Annotated in this window: 19 protein-coding genes; 10 read left to right on the forward strand and 9 right to left on the reverse strand. The window is 64.2% G+C overall.

From position 1 onward, the window contains the following. Positions 1 to 468: 468 nt before the first annotated feature. Both K3555_RS12455 and K3555_RS12460 read right to left on the reverse strand, forming a co-directional pair. Positions 469 to 1,698, reverse strand: a complete 1,230-nt coding sequence (locus tag K3555_RS12455) for a sigma-54 dependent transcriptional regulator (protein WP_260005394.1) — start codon at positions 1,696 to 1,698, stop codon at positions 469 to 471. Beyond that, entirely contained in the window at positions 1,695 to 3,437 is a 1,743-nt protein-coding gene (locus K3555_RS12460; RefSeq protein WP_260005395.1) for an ATP-binding protein, read from the reverse strand. The genes K3555_RS12455 and K3555_RS12460 overlap by 4 nt, the downstream gene beginning before the upstream one ends. 59 nt (positions 3,438 to 3,496) lie before the next feature. Between K3555_RS12460 and K3555_RS12465 the strand changes: the two genes are divergently transcribed. Next, entirely contained in the window at positions 3,497 to 4,678 is a 1,182-nt protein-coding gene (locus K3555_RS12465) for a cytochrome P450 (protein WP_260005397.1), read from the forward strand. Positions 4,679 to 4,850: 172 nt separating this feature from the next. On the opposite strand, the gene K3555_RS12470 is transcribed toward K3555_RS12465, so the two are convergent. After that, positions 4,851 to 5,318: an Lrp/AsnC family transcriptional regulator gene (locus tag K3555_RS12470; RefSeq protein WP_027258505.1), complete on the reverse strand. Its 468-nt coding sequence runs from the start codon at positions 5,316 to 5,318 to the stop codon at positions 4,851 to 4,853. A 210-nt stretch (positions 5,319 to 5,528) separates the two neighbouring features. Between K3555_RS12470 and cobA the strand changes: the two genes are divergently transcribed. The 7 genes from cobA (at position 5,529) to K3555_RS12505 (ending at position 11,078) form a co-directional block, all read left to right on the forward strand. Next, a complete protein-coding gene (gene cobA / locus K3555_RS12475) occupies positions 5,529 to 6,284 on the forward strand; it encodes a uroporphyrinogen-III C-methyltransferase (RefSeq protein WP_260008537.1) in 756 nt (251 codons plus the stop codon). Then, entirely contained in the window at positions 6,284 to 6,592 is a 309-nt protein-coding gene (locus tag K3555_RS12480; RefSeq protein ID WP_260005398.1) for a DUF2849 domain-containing protein, read from the forward strand. The genes cobA and K3555_RS12480 overlap by 1 nt, the downstream gene beginning before the upstream one ends. Further along, complete coding sequence (locus tag K3555_RS12485; RefSeq protein WP_260005399.1) at positions 6,585 to 8,249, forward strand: nitrite/sulfite reductase; 1,665 nt, start codon at positions 6,585 to 6,587, stop codon at positions 8,247 to 8,249. Before K3555_RS12480 ends, K3555_RS12485 begins: the two co-directional genes overlap by 8 nt. 3 nt (positions 8,250 to 8,252) lie before the next feature. Further along, the gene (locus K3555_RS12490) at positions 8,253 to 9,026 is read left to right on the forward strand and encodes a phosphoadenylyl-sulfate reductase (RefSeq protein WP_260005400.1); all 774 of its coding nucleotides are present in this window, start codon (positions 8,253 to 8,255) and stop codon (positions 9,024 to 9,026) included. 5 nt (positions 9,027 to 9,031) lie between these two features. Beyond that, positions 9,032 to 9,427, forward strand: coding sequence for a DUF934 domain-containing protein (locus K3555_RS12495; RefSeq protein WP_260005401.1), 396 nt, complete (start codon positions 9,032 to 9,034; stop codon positions 9,425 to 9,427). A gap of 145 nt (positions 9,428 to 9,572) precedes the next feature. Beyond that, positions 9,573 to 10,439 (forward strand): ferredoxin--NADP reductase, encoded by an 867-nt coding sequence (locus K3555_RS12500; RefSeq protein WP_259985381.1) that lies wholly within the window; start codon positions 9,573 to 9,575, stop codon positions 10,437 to 10,439. Positions 10,440 to 10,574: 135 nt separating this feature from the next. Next, entirely contained in the window at positions 10,575 to 11,078 is a 504-nt protein-coding gene (locus K3555_RS12505) for a hypothetical protein (protein WP_260005402.1), read from the forward strand. 102 nt (positions 11,079 to 11,180) lie between these two features. Here K3555_RS12505 and K3555_RS12510 read toward each other — a convergent pair whose 3' ends face one another. Beyond that, a complete protein-coding gene (locus K3555_RS12510) occupies positions 11,181 to 11,783 on the reverse strand; it encodes a hypothetical protein (RefSeq protein ID WP_260005403.1) in 603 nt (200 codons plus the stop codon). Between the two features lie 367 nt (positions 11,784 to 12,150). On the opposite strand from K3555_RS12510, the gene infC reads away from it, so the two are divergent. Next, the gene (infC, locus tag K3555_RS12515) at positions 12,151 to 12,699 is read left to right on the forward strand and encodes a translation initiation factor IF-3 (RefSeq protein WP_027258497.1); all 549 of its coding nucleotides are present in this window, start codon (positions 12,151 to 12,153) and stop codon (positions 12,697 to 12,699) included. 134 nt (positions 12,700 to 12,833) lie between these two features. Then, positions 12,834 to 13,472, forward strand: coding sequence for a methyl-accepting chemotaxis protein (locus tag K3555_RS24825; RefSeq protein ID WP_311199981.1), 639 nt, complete (start codon positions 12,834 to 12,836; stop codon positions 13,470 to 13,472). Positions 13,473 to 13,523: 51 nt separating this feature from the next. Here the strand turns inward: K3555_RS24825 and K3555_RS12525 are convergent, their stop codons facing one another. The 5 genes from K3555_RS12525 to K3555_RS12545 form a co-directional block, all read right to left on the reverse strand. Next, the gene (locus K3555_RS12525; RefSeq protein ID WP_260005404.1) at positions 13,524 to 14,312 is read right to left on the reverse strand and encodes a xanthine dehydrogenase family protein subunit M; all 789 of its coding nucleotides are present in this window, start codon (positions 14,310 to 14,312) and stop codon (positions 13,524 to 13,526) included. 86 nt (positions 14,313 to 14,398) lie between these two features. Next, positions 14,399 to 16,768 (reverse strand): xanthine dehydrogenase family protein molybdopterin-binding subunit, encoded by a 2,370-nt coding sequence (locus K3555_RS12530; protein ID WP_260005405.1) that lies wholly within the window; start codon positions 16,766 to 16,768, stop codon positions 14,399 to 14,401. A 102-nt stretch (positions 16,769 to 16,870) separates the two neighbouring features. Next, positions 16,871 to 17,356 (reverse strand): (2Fe-2S)-binding protein, encoded by a 486-nt coding sequence (locus K3555_RS12535; RefSeq protein WP_260005406.1) that lies wholly within the window; start codon positions 17,354 to 17,356, stop codon positions 16,871 to 16,873. A 164-nt stretch (positions 17,357 to 17,520) separates the two neighbouring features. Then, entirely contained in the window at positions 17,521 to 18,522 is a 1,002-nt protein-coding gene (locus K3555_RS12540) for a molybdopterin-binding protein (RefSeq protein WP_260005408.1), read from the reverse strand. Then, positions 18,519 to 19,499, reverse strand: a complete 981-nt coding sequence (locus K3555_RS12545) for an XdhC family protein (RefSeq protein ID WP_260005410.1) — start codon at positions 19,497 to 19,499, stop codon at positions 18,519 to 18,521. The genes K3555_RS12540 and K3555_RS12545 overlap by 4 nt, the downstream gene beginning before the upstream one ends. Between the last annotated feature and the right edge of the window lie 80 nt (positions 19,500 to 19,579).

Below are 19,579 nucleotides of genomic sequence, written 5' to 3' on the forward strand. Positions count from 1 at the left end.
TCAAAAGCTGTGCGGAATCCCGCACAGGGCGCTTCCGGCTTTGTGCGGAATTTCGCACAAATGTTAGCGCCAGACAATTCTGCCGGGAGAATCGCCGCCCCTTCATCTTTTCAAAAATACTCCCGCCGGAGGCATCCTCCCTATCCGCCGCACGCCGCCCGCCGGGGTGTTGCCCCCCTGCGTACGCCCCGCTTGCCCGGCCTTAACCCGGTCCTGCGATACTTTGACCTGTCGCGACACCGGTGCGGTCTGACACCCCACACCAACAGGAGACCACAGGGCCCCAAGACCACCTCTTCATCGGGTGCAGGGGCGTCCCGAACGAAGGCTTCAGCGGACATGGGCTTACCCCCCGTCCTCCCTCCGCCCCCATGCCCCCTTCCGGGGTTTCCGGCGGCGCCGCCTCCTTGACTACCCCGGTTTCAGCGCCGGACAGAACGAACCGCAAGACCCCGGCCGCCAGCGCCCTCAGCGGCGGTAGTCCTCGGGCCGGATGCCATAGCGGGCCAGCTTGTCATAAAACGTCTTGCGCGGCAGCCTCAACGCTTCCGCGGCCGCAGCCGCGCGGCCATTGGCCCGGCCCAGCGCCGCAATCAGCAGCGAGCGCTCGACCTGCGCCATCTGCTCCGCCAGACCCAGCCCTGCCGCTGCGGCGGCCTCTTCCGGCATGCCCAGCACAAACCGCATTGCCGCCGACATCAAGGATCGCGCATTGCCCGGCCAGTCCTGCGCCATCAGAGCTGCCAGGTGGCCCTGCGAAATCTCCGGCACCTCGATCCCCGCCTGCTCTGCCGCCTGGGCCACATAGTGACGGAACAATACCGGAATATCGCCGGGGCGTTCGGCCAGTGAGGGGATCCGCACCCGCATCACATCCAGCCGGTAAAACAGGTCCGGACTGAATCCGCCGGCCTGCACCTTATCCGCCAGACCAGCACTGGAACCCGCAATGATCCGCACCCCGCTGCCCTGTTCCAATTGCGCCAGCAGCGCAAATTGCGCCGCTTCGGGCAGCGCCTGCAGCTCGTCCAGAAACAGCGAGCCGCCCGCCGCATCCTGGCACAGCTCCGCCACCGTCTCTGCGGCCAGCCCGGCGGCGGGGCGTTTCACAAACGGCCCCTGCCCCGCAGGCGACATCAGGTGAATGACCTCCGCCACTTTGGAAATACCGCTGCCCGGCGCGCCGGTGACCAGCACCTCCGCCCCCGTCGGCGCCACCGCGCGCACCCGCTGGCGCATTTCCATGGCCTGGGGCGAGGTGCCGAACAACAGCCGCGCCGCCGGATCGCCGGTCTCCAGCTGATGCTTCAGCCGCCGGTTTTCCAGCACCAGCGCGCGGGTCTTTAGGGCGCGTTCCAGCACCGGCAGGAAATCGGCTGCGGCGCAGGGTTTTTCCAGGAAATCGAACGCCCCCTGCGACATCGCCTTCACCGCCATCGGAATGTCGCCCTCGCCGGTCAGCAGCACCACCGGCAATTCCTCATCCATGCTGCGGGCATAGTCCAGCAGGTGAAACCCGTCCCGCCCCGGCATCCGGATGTCCGACACGATGATGCCGCCGAACGCCGGAGTAATGTGATCCTTGGCCGCCACAAACGAGCCGCAGGCGACCACCTCCAGATCGTTCAGCTCCAAGGTCTGCGCCAGCGCCTCGCGCACCGCCGCGTCGTCATCCACCAGCAGCACCTTGCGGGTCATGCGGCATCTCCCTTCTCCGCGCCCTCGCGCCATGGCTCCAGTTCCACTGTGAACACCGCACCGCCGCCGGTGTTGGCTCCGCGGATGTTACCGCCAAAGCTTTGCACCAACCCGTATGAGATCGACAGCCCCAACCCCATGCCTTCCGAACTGCCCACCGCCTTGGTGGAATAAAACGGCTCGAACATCTTTTCCGGCTCCTTGATGCCGGGGCCGCTGTCCTGCACCCGCACCTGCAGCCGCGGGCCGCTTTCGACAGAGATTGAGATCACCTTCTCCAATTGCCCTTGCATCGCATCCGCCGCGTTGTTGATCAGGTTCACAAACACCTGGGTCAGCCGCACCTCGCCGCCCCAGGCCGGCACCGGCGCAGCATGGGCCGCCTCATCCCAGCGCAGATCTATATGATCTGCTTTCAGCCGCGGCGCGGTCAGCTCCACTGCCGTTTTGATCACCTGCACCAGATCGACCTGTCCCATCGGCTCGCTTTCATTGCGGGCAAAGGCGCGCAAGTTCTTGATGATCCGCGCCATCCGCACCGCCATGTCGGCGATCCGGCCCAGGTTTTCGCCAGTGCGCTCCGCCTTGCCCCGCTCCAGAAAGGCGGCGCCGTTTTCGGCATATTGCTGGATCGCCATCAGCGGCTGGTTCAATTCATGGCTGATGCCCGCCGACATCTGCCCCAAAGCGGACAGTTTGCCCGCCTGCACCAGATCCTCCTGGGCGCGTTTCAGGGCGGCTTCGGCTTCCTCGCGCTCGCCCACCTCGCGGCGCAGCCGGTCATTGGCCAGAGACAAGGCCTTGGTCCGTTTTTCCACCCGGCTTTCCAGCACCGCATTAGCCTCGGCCAGGGTGCGGCGGCGCTCCATCACGATGAACAGCATGGCGCCCAGAGCCAGGCACACCGCCGCCAGCGCCGCCGCCTGCAAGGCTGCGATCCGCCGGGCAGGTGCCACATCCACCAGAATTTCGCCTGTCATCCCAATCAGCGGCAAATCCACTGAAAGATGCAGTGCGCGGCCGGGCAAATAGGGGCTGCCCTCAAGACTCCAGATTTCATGCCCTGCATAGCCGTCCCTGCCGGTGACACGCGGGGTTTCCCCCGCCGCGCCGCGCTGCCAGAACAGCAATTCGGACCGGTTGGAAATAAACACCTCGCCGCTCATGCCGGTAAAGAATACCGCCGGCAGCGAGCCGCGCCAGGTCTGCTCCACGTCATTCACATCCGCTGCAACCACCAGCGCCCCGCGCACACCACCAGGCTGAAACACTGGCGCGGCATAGAAATAGGCCCGCCGCCCGCCCGGCTGCAATACCGCGTGGCCGGTGCCCATGGCCCCTTGCATGGCGCGGGTGAAATACGCCTGCCTCGAGACATCCGCGCCGGACACCCCTTCGGCTGCCGCCAGCACCCGGCCGTCTGCGGCAGCAAAAAACACGTCCAGCGCCGCGGTTTTATCGGCAACCGCGCGCAGCAGCTCCGCCGCCGCCACGCGCGCGCCAGGCGTGGACAAATCCGCCAGTGCCGGGTGTCCGGCGGTCAGCACCGCCAGTTCCTGATAGACCTGCAGCTGGGTGCTGACCCGGTCCGACGCCAAGGCCAGATCCGCCGCGCTGCGCTCAGCCAGGCTGTCCAGCGCCTGACGGTAGCCATAAGACCAGACCATCAGCGCCAATGCCGCCACGGCCAACAGGAACCCGGCAGGCAGGCTCCAGCGAAGGAATTGCTGTGTTTTCATTGCGGCACGTTATCAAAGCGGCCCTTGCATTGACCAGATGCAACGGCAACAACCGGTATATGAAGACTTTAATCCAATCCCCCACCGATCCGGCCTTTGTTCAGGACCCCCACCCGTTCTACGCCGCTGCCCAGATCCAGGGCCAGCTGCACCATTGGCAGGACTACGGCATGGTTGCCGCCTTTGGCCATTCCGCCGTGCATATGCTGCTGCGCGACCGCCGCTTCGGCCGCGAGATGCCGGAAGAGATGCGGACAGAAGGCCCCGCCCATCTCGCCCCTTTTCTGGCGGTTGAAGCGCACTCATTGCTGGACGCCGAGCCGCCCCGCCACACCCGCCTGCGCCGGCTGGTGCTGCGCGCCTTCACCTCGCGCGAGATCGCGGCGCTGGAACCAGGTATCAAGGATTTGTGCCACCAGCTGATCGACGCTTTCCCGGACCAGCCCTTCGACTTGTTGGAGGCCTATTGCACCCAGGTGCCGGTGATCACCATCTGCCGCCTGCTGGGCGTGCCCGAGGACATGGCGCCGCGGTTGCTGGACTGGTCCCACAGGATGGTGGCGATGTATCAGGCGTCGCGCACCGAAGAGACCGAACACGCCGCCGCCAAGGCCTCGCAACAGTTCACGGAGTTCCTGCGCAGCTACATCGATGAGCGCCGCAACGATCCCCGCGACGACCTGATCACCCGGCTGATCGCGGCTGAGGAGGAAGGCGACAAGCTGTCAACGGATGAGCTGATCGGCACCTGCATCTTGTTGCTGAATGCAGGCCACGAGGCTACCGTGCACTCCCTGGGTAACGGTGTGAAAACCATGCTGCAGCAGGGCTGGGACCCGGCGTGGCTGGCGCCCGATGGCATTGACGGGCTGGTAGAGGAGATTCTGCGCTATGACCCGCCGCTGCATATGTTTACCCGCTACGCCTATGAGGAGGCCGAGGTCTTCGGCCACACCTTCCAGCGCGGCGATCAGGTGGCCTTGCTGCTGGCCGCCGCCAATCGCGACCCGGCGGCACTGGACGACGCGGACCGCTTCAACCCGGCCCGCCCGCCCAAAGTGAACAAAAGCTTTGGCGGCGGCTTGCATTTCTGCGTCGGCGCCCCGCTGGCGCGGCTGGAAATGCAGATTGCCCTGCCGATCCTGTTCGGCCGCTGCCCGGATCTGAAACTGGCGGCAGCGCCGGAGTATTCAAATACCTACCACTTCCACGGGTTGACCCAGTTGCTGGTTACGGTCTGACGTGGAGCTCTGCCCCAAACGCATGTTTAACATGGGGCTCTGCCCCAAACGCACGCTTAATATGGGGCTCTGCCCCAAACCCCGGGGTATTTTCGGACCAGAAAGAAGCAGACCATCCTCCCTGCTTCTTTCCGGCCTCCCTGCTTCTTTCTGGTCTTAAATACCCAAGTCCTTAGGGTTGCAGCGGCAGCATCGTTGTCGATTTGATCTCCTCCATCGACAACAGCGCCGTCACATTATGCACCCGCACCTCGGCAATCAACGCCTGATAAAAAACATCATAGGCGCGCGCATTCTGCACCCGGACTTTCAGGATATAGTCGATGTCGCCCGCAAGCCGGTGGGCCTCCTGCACCTCGGGGCGGTCGCGCAGCGCTTGCAGGAACTTAGCCTGCCAGTCCGCCTCATGCTCGGAGGTGCGGATGAGAACAAAGAAACAGGCCTCGAACCCCAGCGCCTCGGCATCCAGCAGCACCGTTTGCTGGCCGATCACACCAGCCTCCTTCAGCTTGCGGATGCGATTCCACACCGGGGTCTTGGAGGAGCCCACCTGACGGGCGATTTCGTCCAGCGACTGGCCAGCGTCGCGCTGCAGTTCAGCCAGAATTTTCCGGTCAGTGGCGTCGATCCGCACCGTCATTCCTGTTTTCTCCTATTGTGAGGACCAATCGGCCCAATGTCTCTTTTCGGTAAAACCAGTGTTCTTATTTCCGCAGGCATATAGCGCAATACCGGGAATATTTCCTATATCTAACCTCAAGTCAAACACACTGGAGAGGCCGCCAAGATGCCTGCACATAATATACCTGCCGCCAACGCCACCGCTTACACCCGCGGCAGCATGGCTTGTATGGTTGCGGGCCAGGTTGTCTTTGCAGGCTCCGGCCCCGGCGATGCGGACCTTTTGACCGTCAAAACCCTGCGCGCGCTGCAGGAGGCGGATGTCATTCTTTATGACCGTCTGGTCAGCGATGAGATCATGGCGCTGGCCGGCACGCAAGCGGTGCTGGAAAATGTCGGCAAGGAAGGCTTTGGTGCGCAGGTCAGTCAGGACGAGATCAACGCGCGGCTGGTCGCCCATGCCCAGGCCGGTAAAAAGGTGCTGCGGCTGAAGGCTGGCGACCCCACCATCTTTGCCCGCCTGGATGAAGAGCTGACCGCCTGCGAAGAGGCTGGCATCGCCACGCAGATCATCCCCGGCATCACCGCTGCGTCGGCTGCCGTGGCCGGCATCGGCCAAAGCCTGACGCAGCGCGGGCGCAACACATCCGTGCGCTTCATCACCGGCCACGCGATGACCGGCTTTGCCGATCACGACTGGGCCGCCTTGGCGCGTCCGGGCGAGGTGGCCGCAGTGTACATGGGCAAGAAATCCGCCCGCTTCGTACAGGGCCGCCTGATCATGCACGGTGCGGACCGCGCCACGCCGGTGACCATTGTCGAGAACGCCTCGCGCCCTGAACAGCGGGTGCTGGAAACCAATCTGGACCGTCTGCCTGCCGACCTTGATGCGGCTGGTTTTGACGGCCCGGCCCTCACCTTCCTGGGTCTTGCACCGCGCAAAGCGGCCGCCGCCCTGAACGACCTTAAAACGGAGCTTGCATAATGGCCCGCGCCTTTACCCCCAAAGTCATCACCGCCAACGACTTGCTCGAAGGCGACGTGATCTATTTCACCGCTGACGACAGCTGGACCCGTGACATGGCATCGGCTGAGCTGATCACCGACGAGGCCGTCGCGCCGTTGCGCCTGCTGGACGCGGAAAAGCAGAACATCCGCATCGTCGGCGCCTATCTGGCCGATGCCAAGGCTGGGCCGAACGGTCCCGAGCCGACCCATTTCCGCGAGGACTTCCGCCGCACCGGTCCCTCGAACTACTTCCATGGCAAGCAGGAGGCTGAAGCCAATGTATAAGTACAACGAGTTCGACGAAGCCTTCCTGGCGGAACGCAACGCCCAGTTCCGCGCCCAGGTCGAGCGCCGCATCGACGGCTCTCTCACCGAGGACGAGTTCAAGCCGCTGCGCCTGATGAACGGCGTATACCTGCAGCTGCACGCCTATATGCTGCGGGTCGCGGTGCCTTATGGCACCCTGAATTCCGCCCAGATGCGCACCCTGGCGCTGCTGGCGGAAAAGTGGGACAAGGGGTATGGCCATTTCACCACCCGCCAGAACATCCAGTACAACTGGCCGAAACTGCGCGACATTCCGGATATGCTGGACGCGCTGGGTGAGGCCGGCCTGCACGCCATCCAGACCTCGGGCAACACCATCCGCAACACCACCGCCGACCATTTCGCCGGTGCCGCCGCGGATGAGCTGACCGACCCCCGCCCCTATGCCGAGCTGATCCGCCAGTGGTCCACCGACCACCCGGAATTCCAGTTCCTGGGCCGCAAGTTCAAGATCGCCATCACCGGCAGCAGCAACGACCGCGCGGTGATCAAGGCGCATGACGTGGGCCTGCAGGTGGTGGAACAGGACGGCAAGACCGGCTTCAGGGTCGTCGTCGGCGGGGGCCTCGGCCGCACCCCGATGATCGGCCAGGTGCTGCGCGAATTCCTGCCGCAGGCGGATCTGCTGCCCTATCTGGAGTCGGTTCTGACCGTCTATAACGTGCTGGGACGGCGCGACAACAAGTACAAAGCCCGCATCAAAATCACCGTCTCTGAGAACGGCATCGACACCTACCGCGCGATGACCGAGGAGGCCTTTATGGCGATCCGCGGCCAGTACGACGGCACCGACCAGCAGCAGCTGGAAGAGATCAAGACGCATTTCCAGGCGCCGGAGTTCCGCTCCGGTTCCACGGAAGCGTTTGACACGGCTTACGCAAACGACCCGGTGTTCCGCGCCTGGGCCGACACCAATCTGGCCGAACACCGCAAGGGCGACCACGCCATCGTGACCATCTCGATCAAGGCGCACGGGGCAACCCCGGGCGACGCGACTGCCGAGCAGATGCGGGTAATGGCGGATCTGGGCGAGCAATACGCCTATAACGAGCTGCGCATCAGCCACCAGCAGAACGTGATCCTGCCGCATGTCCACAAGAACGACCTGCCCGCGATCCACGCCACGCTGAAGGCAAACGGCCTGGCCACCGCCAACATCGGCCTGATCTCGGATATCATCGCCTGCCCGGGCATGGACTATTGCGCGCTGGCAACCGCCCGCTCGATTCCCGTGGCGCAGGAGATTGCAACCCGCTTTGACGAGCTGAAGATGGAGCACGACATCGGCCATCTGCAGATCAAGATCTCCGGCTGCATCAACGCCTGCGGCCACCACCATGTTGCCCATATCGGCATCCTGGGCCTGGACCGTGCAGGGGTGGAGAACTACCAGATCACCCTGGGCGGCGACGCGACTGAGACGGCGGCCATCGGCACCCGCACCGGTCCCGGCTTTGCCTATGACGAGATCGTGCCCGCAGTAGAGCGCATTGTTGAGGTCTACATGGCCCAGCGTGAGGGGTCTGAGGAAACCTTCCTTGAGACCTACCGCCGGATCGGCATGGAGCCGTTCAAGGCAGCGCTTTATCCCGAGGCCCAGAAAAAGGTCGCCTGACCCATGTTCCACACAGCCGGAAACAAACCCGCCGGGGAGCCTGTCAGCCCCCGGGACCGGGAGCTGGCCGCCAAGGCGGAGGCGCTGAATGCGCGCTTCCGCCACCATTCGGCCACCTCGGTGATGCAGGGCGCCTTACAGGACGCGGGGCATATCGCTCTGGTTTCCTCTTTCGGCGCGGAATCCGTGGTGCTGCTGCACATGGCCGCGATCATCGACCCGATGACGCCGGTTGTGTTCGTGGACACCGAACTGCTGTTCACCGAGACACTGATCTACCAGCAGGAGGTGAGCGAGCGGCTGGGCCTGCGTAATGTGCGCATCATCCGCGCCGACGACATCGCCGAAAAGGACCCCTATGGGGCCCTGAAGTTCAGCGACAAGGATGCTTGCTGCACCCTGCGCAAGACCGTGCCGCTGCAAAAGGCGCTGGCGGGCTATGACGGCTGGATTACGGGCCGCAAACGGTTCCAGGCCGGCACCCGCGCCGCGCTGGAGTTTTTCGAGGTCGAGGACGGCCCAGGAGGATCAACCGGGCGGCTCAAGATCAACCCGCTGGCCCATTGGGCGCCCGAAGACGTGCGCGCCTATATGGATGAAAACCGCCTGCCCCGCCACCCGCTGGTGGCCAAGGGTTATCCGTCGATCGGCTGCGCGCCCTGCACCAGCCCGGTCAAGGAAGGCGAAGACCCGCGCGCCGGCCGGTGGCGCGGGGAAAACAAGGAAGAATGCGGCATCCACGTGGTGGACGGCCAAATGGTACGCACAGGAGCGTGAGTGAGATGACTGTTATCGTGACCGACACGGGCTTTGCCCGCGACGACTGGACCACCGGCTTTGAGGGCGCAGACGTGCTGGAGCTGGCCTCCGACGCCAATCTGAACGACGTATCCCTGGACGGTGTGGAGCTGGTGAGGATCAGCTTCCCCAGCTTTGCCGACGGCCGCGGCTTTACCTTGGCCCGCCAGCTGCGGCTGAAGGGCTATGAGGGCCGGTTGCGCGCCTTTGGCCATGTGATTGCCGATCAATACGCCATGGCCCGCCGCTCCGGCTTTGACGAGGTGGAGCTGTCTGACGACCTCGCCGCCCGCCAGCCCGAAGACCAGTGGCTGGCCCGCGCCAACTGGAAAGACCACAGCTATCAGGCCCGCCTGCGCGGCAGCACCGCTGCCCGCTAAGCCAGCCCTCCCGAGCCTGGGAAAACCTTTGCCAGACCGGTTCCGTTGCGTCCTGCGCGGGGCCGGTTTCGCAAAACAAGGGGTTTTCCTGACCTGTATCAAAGACTAATCAGAGGTGCCGGCTACTCCTCCGGCAGTGGACCCGATGAATGAGATGACACCCGTGACCGACATTGCAACCAACGCCGCGCCCGAAAAGGCAAAGCCCGCCCTGCCCGATGCCCAGACCGTCACGCAAGTGAAGCACTGGACCGACAAGCTGTTCTCCTTCAAGGTGACCCGCCCGGCCTCGCTGCGGTTCCGCTCGGGCGAGTTCGTAATGATCGGACTGATGAACGATCCTGACCCCAAGACCGGCAAGGTAAAGCCGCTGCTGCGCGCCTATTCCATCGCCTCGCCCAGCTGGGACGAGGAAATGGAGTTCTACTCGATCAAGGTCGAGGACGGCCCGCTGACCTCGCGCCTGCAGCACATCCAGCCGGGCGACGAGATCATCCTACGCCCCAAGCCGGTCGGCACCCTGGTGCATGACGCGCTGCTGCCCGGCAAGCGGATCTGGTTCTTTGCCACCGGCACCGGTTTTGCGCCCTTTGCGTCCCTCTTGCGCGAGCCGCAGACCTACGAGGATTACGACGAGGTGATCATCACCCACACCTGCCGCACCGCGGGTGAGCTGACCTATGGCCGCGAACTGATCGAGAGCCTGAAGGAAGACGAGCTGCTGAACGAGGTGATCGGCGAAGGTTTCTGGAAAAAGATCAAATATTACCCGACCACCACCCGCGAAGAGAGCCCGAAGATGGGCCGCATCACCGACCTGATGCGCTCGGGCGAGGCGTTTGCGGAACTTGGCGTGCCGCCACTGAACCCGGAGAGCGACCGCGCGATGATCTGCGGCAACCTGGCGTTCAACCTGGAACTCAAGGATCTGTTCGAGAATACCTATGGGCTGGAAGAAGGCGCCAATTCGAAACCGGCGCATTTCGTGGTCGAAAAAGCCTTTCTCGACTGATCCCGCACCGGGCGCACCAGGGGCGCTGCCCGGATTTTGACACTGTTTTGACGGGAGGCTGCCGCCTCCCGTTTATCATTTGTTGGGGATGATTCTGTATTCCGGTTGCTGAGATCCAGAACGGAGCAGCAAGACATGCAGAACGAATTGACTTCGGGGCAGCCGCCCGTATTCCAGTCCGTCAGAACAGAGGCAGGCAAAGCCCGCGTCAAGGCAGCGGTTGCAGGGTTCCAGGCCCGTCCCGGCCAGGTGCAGCCGACGGTCCCCGAGCGGATTGCCGGCGTCAAGGCCCGCTATGATGCGCGCGCCATTACCCCGGGCGGCATTGACGAGATGTTTGACGCGTTGGTGCAGGCCGGCCATCCGGTGACCTCGCCGATGCTGCTGCTGAATTCCATGGGCAAGCGGTTCCGCAGCCATCTGGCCACCATCACCGGCAGCGCCTACGACGGTGTCAAGCCGCTGGACCTGATTGGTATTGCCCAGCTGCAAATCCAGCGCGCCCGCAAACAAGGCGGCAACAGTGCCGGCTGGGAGACGTTCCTGGCCTTTCTGGCGCCGCAGCCGCAGCCCGGCGGCCAGGCCCCGCTGGACCATATGGCCCGTGTTGCGCAGCAAGCGCAGGCCCGCCCCCACTGATCCGCGGCAATAAATTCCGGCCGCAGACGTCCGGCGGCAGGCATGATGTCTGCCGCCGGTTGCGTTTCGTGCCTTGCGGCCTGGCTTAGCTTACGACCTGGCTCACTCGCTGCCTGCAGTGCTTTCGGTTTCCGCCGGACCGGGCTGGTTCAGCAGTTCCTGTGCGGTGCCGACTGCACTGTCCAGCGCCTCGGATGCGGCGTCCTGGGCGGCCTCAACCGCGCCGGCAGCGGTCTCTGCCGCGCCGGTGGCAGCCTCGCCCGCCTGATCCACTGCCGCACCAGCAGCTTCCGCGGCGTCATCCGCAACGCCGGCGGCGGCATCGGTGGCAGCGTCAGTGGTGTCCTGGACGGCATCCGATGCAGCACCCGCCGTGCCCTGGGCTGCATCAACCGCATCCCCTGCCGCTTCTGCCGCCGCTTCTGCGGCTTCGCTTACGGTATCCTGCACCGCATCAACAGCTGCGCCGGCAGCTTCGGCACCGGATTCGATGGCACCCTCAACGGCGTCCGCCGCATCTTCCACCGCCTGCTCAGCCGGCGCCGTGCTGTTCTCGTCTGCCGCTTCCGGCGCTGTGCTGCTCTGTTCTTCTTGCACGGCCGGCGCCTCAGCAGGTGCCGGCTCCTGCGCGTTCTGGCCGTTCAGCAGCACATATCCGCCCACGGCAGCAGCCCCCAGCGCAATCAGGATCAATAACTGTTTCATAATACACTCCTTCCGTTAACCGGCTTGGCCGGTCTGGCCGCGCCATCCGCAGCATCTGCCTGCCAGATGGCGCGCGGCAGCGCAGCACTCAAGGGGGAAGTTTCCCAAGCCTGCATCACGGGCGGCCAGCTGCCGCCGGCCGGTCCCGCAACTGGCGGAACCCCGCCGCATTCCCACCGTTTCAGGATGCTGTCCCGCAGCGCCACGCTGCCGTCCGGCCAGGGTTTGCGCCTGTTTTCAGGGCCATTTGCAATATGCGGCCTTGAAATGCGGCTTTCCTGCCGCCATACCGCCTATAAGCCTTGAATCACATGCGCGGGGGCAGTAGCGTTCCCGCACTTTTTGCAATGACAGAAGGATCGCAGTCATAGCCCGCAGACCTCATAACGCGCCGCCGCAACGCGACACCGGCCCGCGCGTCAACGAAAAAATCCGTGCCTCCGAAATCCGCCTGATTGGCGCCGATGGCGATAACGCAGGGGTTGTGACCCCCGCCAGAGCCATGGAAATGGCCGCCGAGGCCGGATTGGATCTGGTTGAAATCTCGCCCAATGCCAACCCGCCCGTGTGCAAGATCATGGACTTTGGCAAGTTCAAATATGAACAGCAGAAACGCGAGAGCGAAGCCCGCAAGAAGCAAAAGATCATCGAGGTCAAAGAGGTCAAGTTCCGTCCCAACACGGACACTCATGACTATGATGTGAAAATGCGCAACGTCTACAAGTTCCTGGAGAACGGCGACAAGGTGAAAGTCACCCTGCGTTTCCGGGGCCGCGAGATGGCGCACCAGAACCTGGGCCGCGAGCTTTTGGAACGGGTTGCGGAAGATATCAAGGAATTGGGCAAGGTCGAAAACATGCCCAAGATGGAAGGCCGTCAAATGATCATGATGATCGGCCCGCTGCCGAACAAGTAATCCGGCCGCCTTCAAGACAGGTATCCAGCCCCGCAGTGCCGCTGCGGGGCTTTTCTTTTGCCAAAGCCATCGCAGTTAGCGCTGCCTTAACGCCTGCCCGGTAGAAGGGTCTTCATGGTCACTAAGGTGCAGGCATGAAAAGTTTATCCGACGTACAGAACACCGCTTTCATGGCCGTCGGCCCCAGCCGCATCGCCGCGCTGTCGCTGCTGGCCCTGGCCCAGGATCCGAAGGGCGCGGATGGCGGCAGCGCCACAGAGGTTCTGACCTTGTCGGTGCAGCGCATTGCGGCGGCTCATGCGATGCTCAGCAGCGGCCTGGACAGCCTGTTGCAGGAGTGCAGCTACAGTCTGCCCAAGGATCTGGAAGCCAAGCGCCAAGCCTGCCTGGACGTGCTCGGCCCCCTGCACAGCGCCACCTCCCGGCCCGAGGGCGGCCCGCTGGAGAATGTGCGCCGGATCCCGGACCTTGCGGGCCTCTGCCTTTACCGGCTGGAACCAGCTGTCTCCGGCTTTCTCAGCCAGATGGTCCAGACCTTATGCGACGCCCAGAAGAAGCGCGAGGAAGAGCGCGAGCAGAACATGCGCACAACCATCGCCAATGCCGAAGGGGTTGGCCGCAACATCAAGTTCATCTCCTTCAACGCCTCGATCGAGGCGGCGCGGATCGGCGATATGGGCAAGGGGTTTGCGGTTATCGCAACCGAAATCCGCGAATTGTCTGGCAAGACCCAGACCTTGCTGGAGGAAATCTCCGGCTACCTGCGGCACTAGCCGCCGCATTCGGCAGACACCGGCATCCCGGTGCCTGCTTTGTTCAAAAACTTAAGCGGCCGCCGCCACGGCGCGCTTGGCCATCACCGCGACCAGATGGGCGCGATAGGCTTTGGAGCCATGCAGGTCCGCCATCATGCCGCCGGCATCCACGCTGAGTCCATCAAGCGCTTCCGGCGAAAAATCCGCATCCAGCGCGGCTTCGGCCTCATTCCAGCGGAATACGCCCTCCTCTGAGGCGCCGATCACCGCCACCCGTACGCCCGCCGCATATTTCGCCGCAAACACCCCGACCAAGGCAAAGCGCGAGGCCGGCTGCAGGAACTTCTGATAACTGGCCTTCTGCGGCACCGGAAAGCGCACCGCGGTGATGATCTCGCCGTCTTCCAAAGCGGTCTCAAACAGCCCGCGAAAATAGTCATCCGCGGTGATCTCGCGCCGGTTGGTCATAATCGTTGCACCGCTGCCCAGCGCCGCCGCCGGATAACAGGCTGCGGGGTCGTTGTTGGCCAATGAGCCGCCGATGGTGCCGCGGTTCCGGACTGCCGGATCGCCGATTTGGCCCGCCAATGCTGCCAATGCCGGATAGGCATCTGCCGCAGCTTCGGCCACCTCCGCATGGGTGGTGGCGCCGCCGATGCTCAGCATCCCGTCACCTCCGCTGACACCCTTCATCCCCTCTATGCCCGCCAGGCTCACCAGTTTCGACGGCATCGCCAGCCGCTGTTTCAGCGTCGGGATCAGCGTCTGCCCGCCGCCCAGCGCCTGCGCGTCCTCATCCGCCAGCGCCGCCACCGCTTCAGCTATGGTCGCGGGTTTTTCGAACTCGAATTCATACATCTTCGTTTCCTTTCCAAAGAGCGCACAAGGCTCTTCTTCTGGCTAGAAATATCCCGGGGGTTTGGGGGCAGAGCCCCCATGATCCCCTACCCCTGCATCGCCGCCCAAACGCGGGCGGGCGACAGCGGCATGTCGATATGGGTCACATCCTTGCCTGCCGACTGCAGTGCATCCACCACCGCATTTACCACTGCTGGCGGCGATCCGATGGCCCCGGCCTCGCCGCACCCCTTCACGCCCAATGGATTGTGGGTGCAGGGCGTCTGGCAAGAATGATCAACCTGATAGAACGGCACATCATCGGCGCGCGGCATGGCGTAGTCCATGTAAGACGCCGACAGCAATTGCCCGTCTTCGTCATAGGCGGCGTTTTCCAACAGCGCCTGGCCGATGCCCTGCCCCAGCCCGCCATGGACCTGGCCGTCAACGATCATCGGGTTGATGATATTGCCAAAATCATCGGCAGCCGCAAAGCGCTCGATGCTGACCTTGCCGGTGTCGGGATCCACCTCCACCTCGCAGGCATAGGCGCCGGCCGGATAGGTAAAGTTGGCCGGGTCGTAAAACGCGGTCTCCTCCAGTCCCGGCTCCAGCTCCTCCAGCGGGTAGTTATGGGGCACATAGGCGGTCAGGGTGACATCACCCCAGGCCACCGATTTGTCAGTGCCCGCAACAGTGAACTGGCCGTCCTTCAGCTCAATATCGGCATCGGACGCCTCCATCAGATGGGCGGCGATCTTCTTGGCCTTATTGATGATCTTCTCGGTTGCCCGCACCATGGCCGAGCCGCAGACCGCAATCGAGCGCGACCCGTAGGTGCCCATGCCAAACGGCACCCTGCCGGTGTCGCCATGCACGATGTCGATCATGCTTTCATCAATGCCGATCATGTCGGCCACCACCTGCGGAAAGGACGTCTCGTGCCCTTGCCCGTGGCTATGGGCACCGACAAAGACACTGATGGTGCCGGTGGCGTTCACCCGCACGGTGGCTGCATCATAAAGCCCAGCGCGTGCGCCCAGCATGCCAACAATGTTGGAGGGCGCAATGCCGCAAGCCTCAATATAGCAGTTGACGCCAAAGCCGCGCAGTTTGCCCTTGGCTTCGCTCGCCGCACGGCGGGCGGCAAAACCTGCCACATCGGCGACCTCCTCGAGCTTGTCCATGGTCGCCACGTAATCGCCGGTGTCATAGGTCAGCGCCACCGGGGTTTCATAGGGGAATTCGGTGATAAAGTTCTGGCGCCGCAGGGCAATCGGGTCGGCGCCAAGCTCGCGCGCGGCTTTGTCGATGACACGCTCCAGCTGATAGGTCGCCTCGGGCCGGCCGGCGCCGCGGTAGGCATCCACCGGCACCGTGTTGGTGAACACGGTCTTCACGTTCACCTGCACCACCGGCGTCTTGTAGTTGCCCGCCATCAGGGTGCCGTGCAGATAGCTGGGCACCGAGGTGGAGAAGGTCGACAGATACGCCCCCATATTGGCCATTGTATTGGTGCGCAGCGCGGTGAAATTATTGTCCGCGTCCAGCGCCAATTCGATCTTGGACACGTGATCACGGCCATGCGCGTCTGAGATGAACGCCTCGGACCTTGTCGAGGTCCATTTCACCGCCCGCCCGCAGGCCTTGGCGGCATGGGTGCAAAAGGCTTCCTCGGCATAGTGGAAGATCTTGGAGCCAAAGCCGCCGCCCACGTCCGGGGCCACCACCCGGACCTTATGTTCCGGCAGGCCCAGCACAAAGGCGCACATCAGCAGGCGGATCACATGCGGGTTCTGGCTGGTGGTGTGCAGCGTGTATTCATCGGTGCCGCGGCTGTATTCGCCGATGGCCACACGCGGCTCCATCGGGTTGGCCACCAGACGGTTGTTGACCAGCTCCAGCGTCGTCACATGGGCGGCGCTGTCAAAGGCCGCCTGCACCGCAGTATCGTCATCATTGCCGAACACCCAGTCATAACAGAGGTTTGAGATCAGATCCTCATGCACCTTGGTGCTGCCGTCCGCCAATGCTGCGGCCATGTTGACCACCGCGGGCTTGTCGCTGAGGTCCAGCTCAATAGCCTCTGCCGCGTCGCGGGCCTGCTCGACTGTGTCGGCCACCACTGCGGCGACGATCTCGCCCACGTGGCGGATGGTGCCGTCGGCGATGATCGGGTGGCGCGGCTCCTGCTGCGGGTTGCCGTGGCGGTCGGTCACGCCCCAGCCGCAGGGAATGCCGCCGACCTCGGCGAAATCGGCGCCGGTGAAGATCTTCACCACGCCGGGCATTGCCTCAGCCGCACTGGTATCCATGGAATTGATGGTTGCATGGGCCACATCCGCGCGCAGGAAATGCACATGGGCCTGGCCGTGTACGTTGATGTCGTCGGTATAGTTTCCGGCTCCTGTCAGGAACCGCACGTCCTCGCGCCGCTTGGGGCTGGCGCCGATGCCGCTGTCATTGTCCTTGGGCATGTCTGGATCTTCCTCCCTGGAGGGTGCTGCCGTGGCGCACCTCTTGGTAATCACTCCTTGTTCAACTCAGGCCGCTCCCTGTCGGCCTGGGGTCGTGAGGTGTCACTCGGCGGCAATCGCCGATACATCCTGCCCCGAGGCCGCCAGGATCGCCTTGACGATATTATGGTAGCCGGTGCAGCGGCACAGGTTGCCTTCAAGGTAGTGGCGGATCTCTGCCTCAGTGGGCTTGGGGTTCTCTTTCAAGAGCGCTGCTGCCGACATCACCATGCCCGGCGTGCAAAAGCCGCATTGCAGCCCGTGGTGGTCCTGGAACGCCTGCTGGATTGTGTTCAGCGAGCCGTCGGCATTGGCCTGCCCTTCGATGGTGGCGACCTGCGCCCCCTCGGCCTCCAGCGCCAGTATGGTGCAGGCTTTCACCGCTTGGCCGTCCACATGCACAACGCAGGCGCCGCACTGGCTGGTGTCGCAGCCCACATGGGTGCCGGTCAGGCCCAGCTCCTCGCGCAGGAATGCGGACAGCAGCGTGCGCCCTTCCACATCGCCGCTGGCAGCCTTGCCGTTCACGGTCATTGAGACCTTGGCCATAGTACCCTCCCTTTAGCTTGTTTTTGTCTGGCTGGGGGGAGTTAACCACGGGCGGGGCCATCCGCGAAGTGTTTTCAGGGCGGTAACGGGGGTAAAATTCGCGTCAGACGGGCCTGCCTAGGGTTGTGACCTTGCGTCACAAATCACGTGCCGCAGCGCCGCATTCAACCTTCTGCATCGCGGCGCGGCATCGGGCGGGTGGGAATCTCCTTCAGCAGCCCGCCAACGCCCATCGCGGCAATATCAGCAGAGGTGACCGGGAGGCCGCAGATCACCCGCTCCAGCACCCAGTCGGCGCCGTTGAGCGCCGGAGAGCGCGCGCAGCCCGGCAGGCCAATGACAGGCCTGTCCTGAAAGCTGCCCAGAAACAGCAGGTTGCCGGGGTCGACCGGCATTCCGAACCGGGTGACGCTGCCGCCCGTCTTGCGCAAAGCCTCAGGTGCGACATCGTGAGTGTCGGAGGTCGCCGAGCCGGTCAGCACCAGCACCAGCTGTCCCGGCGCCCGGCTGATGGCCTCTGCCAGTGCGTCCTCGCGGTGCGGCACCACAACGCGCGGCGACAGGGGGATGCCCATCCGGTGCAGGCGCCCTGCCATCGCAGCGCGGCCTTTGTCCGGCGGCGTCTCGTCAGTCACCTGCGTTTCAATCAGCGTGGCAGAGGAGAACACCGGCGGCAGCACCCGGATCGCATCCCCTGCGCCGTCGCTGGCGCGGCGGATGGCGTCGGCGGCGACGCCATAAGAGATGATCTTGATCGTGGCCAGCATCCCGTCTGCGTCCGCCCGGTGATAGTCCGGCACGGTGGCAACGGTGATCATCGGGTCCGCCGCGTTGACGGCCTCCAGCTTGGCCCGGTCCAGCCGCACCAAACCGGAGCGGTCGGCATAGAGGTTCACCCGGCCCGTACCTGCGCCGGAAATGCGCACACCCTGCGCCGAGGGGTCCGGTACCAGCGCATGTCCAAGCGCTGCTGCGGCGGCGTCCTCGTGCAGATCGGCTGGGTCGAGCCGGGCGACGGTCAGGGTTTCATGCCCCGCTGCGGCGAGGTCTTGGAGATCATCTGCAGTCAGCACCGTGCCCTTGGCCACCTTGCGGCTGCCCCCCTGCAGCGAATGTGCGAGGATGGCGCCCTTGGCCTGTTGCAGCGGGACGGGTCCGAACCTCATGGCTGCTTACCGCGCAGCACGGCGGTCATTTCGGCCAGAATGGACACGGCGATTTCCGCCGGACCGGCAGCGCCGATATCAAGGCCGATAGGGCCGTGGATGCAGTTGATCTGCTTTGCGCTGAAGCCGGCGCCCTGCATCCGCGCCACCCGGGCGGCTTGTGTTTTCTTCGATCCCAACGCGCCGATGTAGAACACATCTGCCTTCAGGGCCGCTTGCAGCGCCGGATCGTCCAGTTTCGGATCATGCGTCAGCAGCACCAGCGCAGTACGGCTGTCGAGACCGAGCTTTGCCACCGCCTCGTCCGGCCAGTCATCCATCAGGGTCTCGCCGGGGAAGCGTTCCGGCGAGGCAAAGGCGGCGCGCGGGTCGATGATCACCACGTCATACCCCGCGATCCGCGCCATCGGCACCAAGGCTTGGGTAATGTGTACGGCCCCGACGCAGACCAGACGCAGCGGCGGGTTGTGGACAGCGACAAAGGTTTCGCCGTCTTCTTCCAGGCCGGAGCGATCCAGGCGCATCCGGTCGGGGTATCCATCGCGGACCAGGCGGCGGACGCCGGTGGCGAGGTTCACCTCATAGGCCGCGGGCGTGCGGTTGGCGCGGGCCTCTGCCAGTTCCTGCAGCAGGTCCGCGGGCAGCGCCGAGCCGACCGGCTCCACCAGCACCTTGATGGTGCCACCGCAGGCGAGGCCCACGGCAAAGGCGTCCGCATCGCTGACGCCGTATTCCAGCAAACGGTGGCGGCCATCCTGCAGTGCGTCAAGTGCTTCGGCCACCACGGCGCCCTCGACGCAGCCGCCGGAGACGGAGCCTTCGATCTTGCCATCTCCCGAGACCACCAGCTGCGAACCGGTGCGGCGCGGCGCCGAGCCCCAGGTCTGCACCACAGTGGCCAGCGCCGCGCCTGAACCGGAACGGTGCCATTCCAGGGCTGTCTCAGGCGCGTTCTCAAACGGGTTTGTGGTCTGCATGCGGCGTCCTCCCCGCCGGTTTGCCCGGCTTTGAGCCTCAAAGGTCGGGGTTTGCAGCCTTGGTTTCAAGCGGGAAGTTG

Source organism: Leisingera sp. M527, assembly GCF_025141525.1.
In the GTDB taxonomy this organism is placed as follows: domain Bacteria; phylum Pseudomonadota; class Alphaproteobacteria; order Rhodobacterales; family Rhodobacteraceae; genus Leisingera.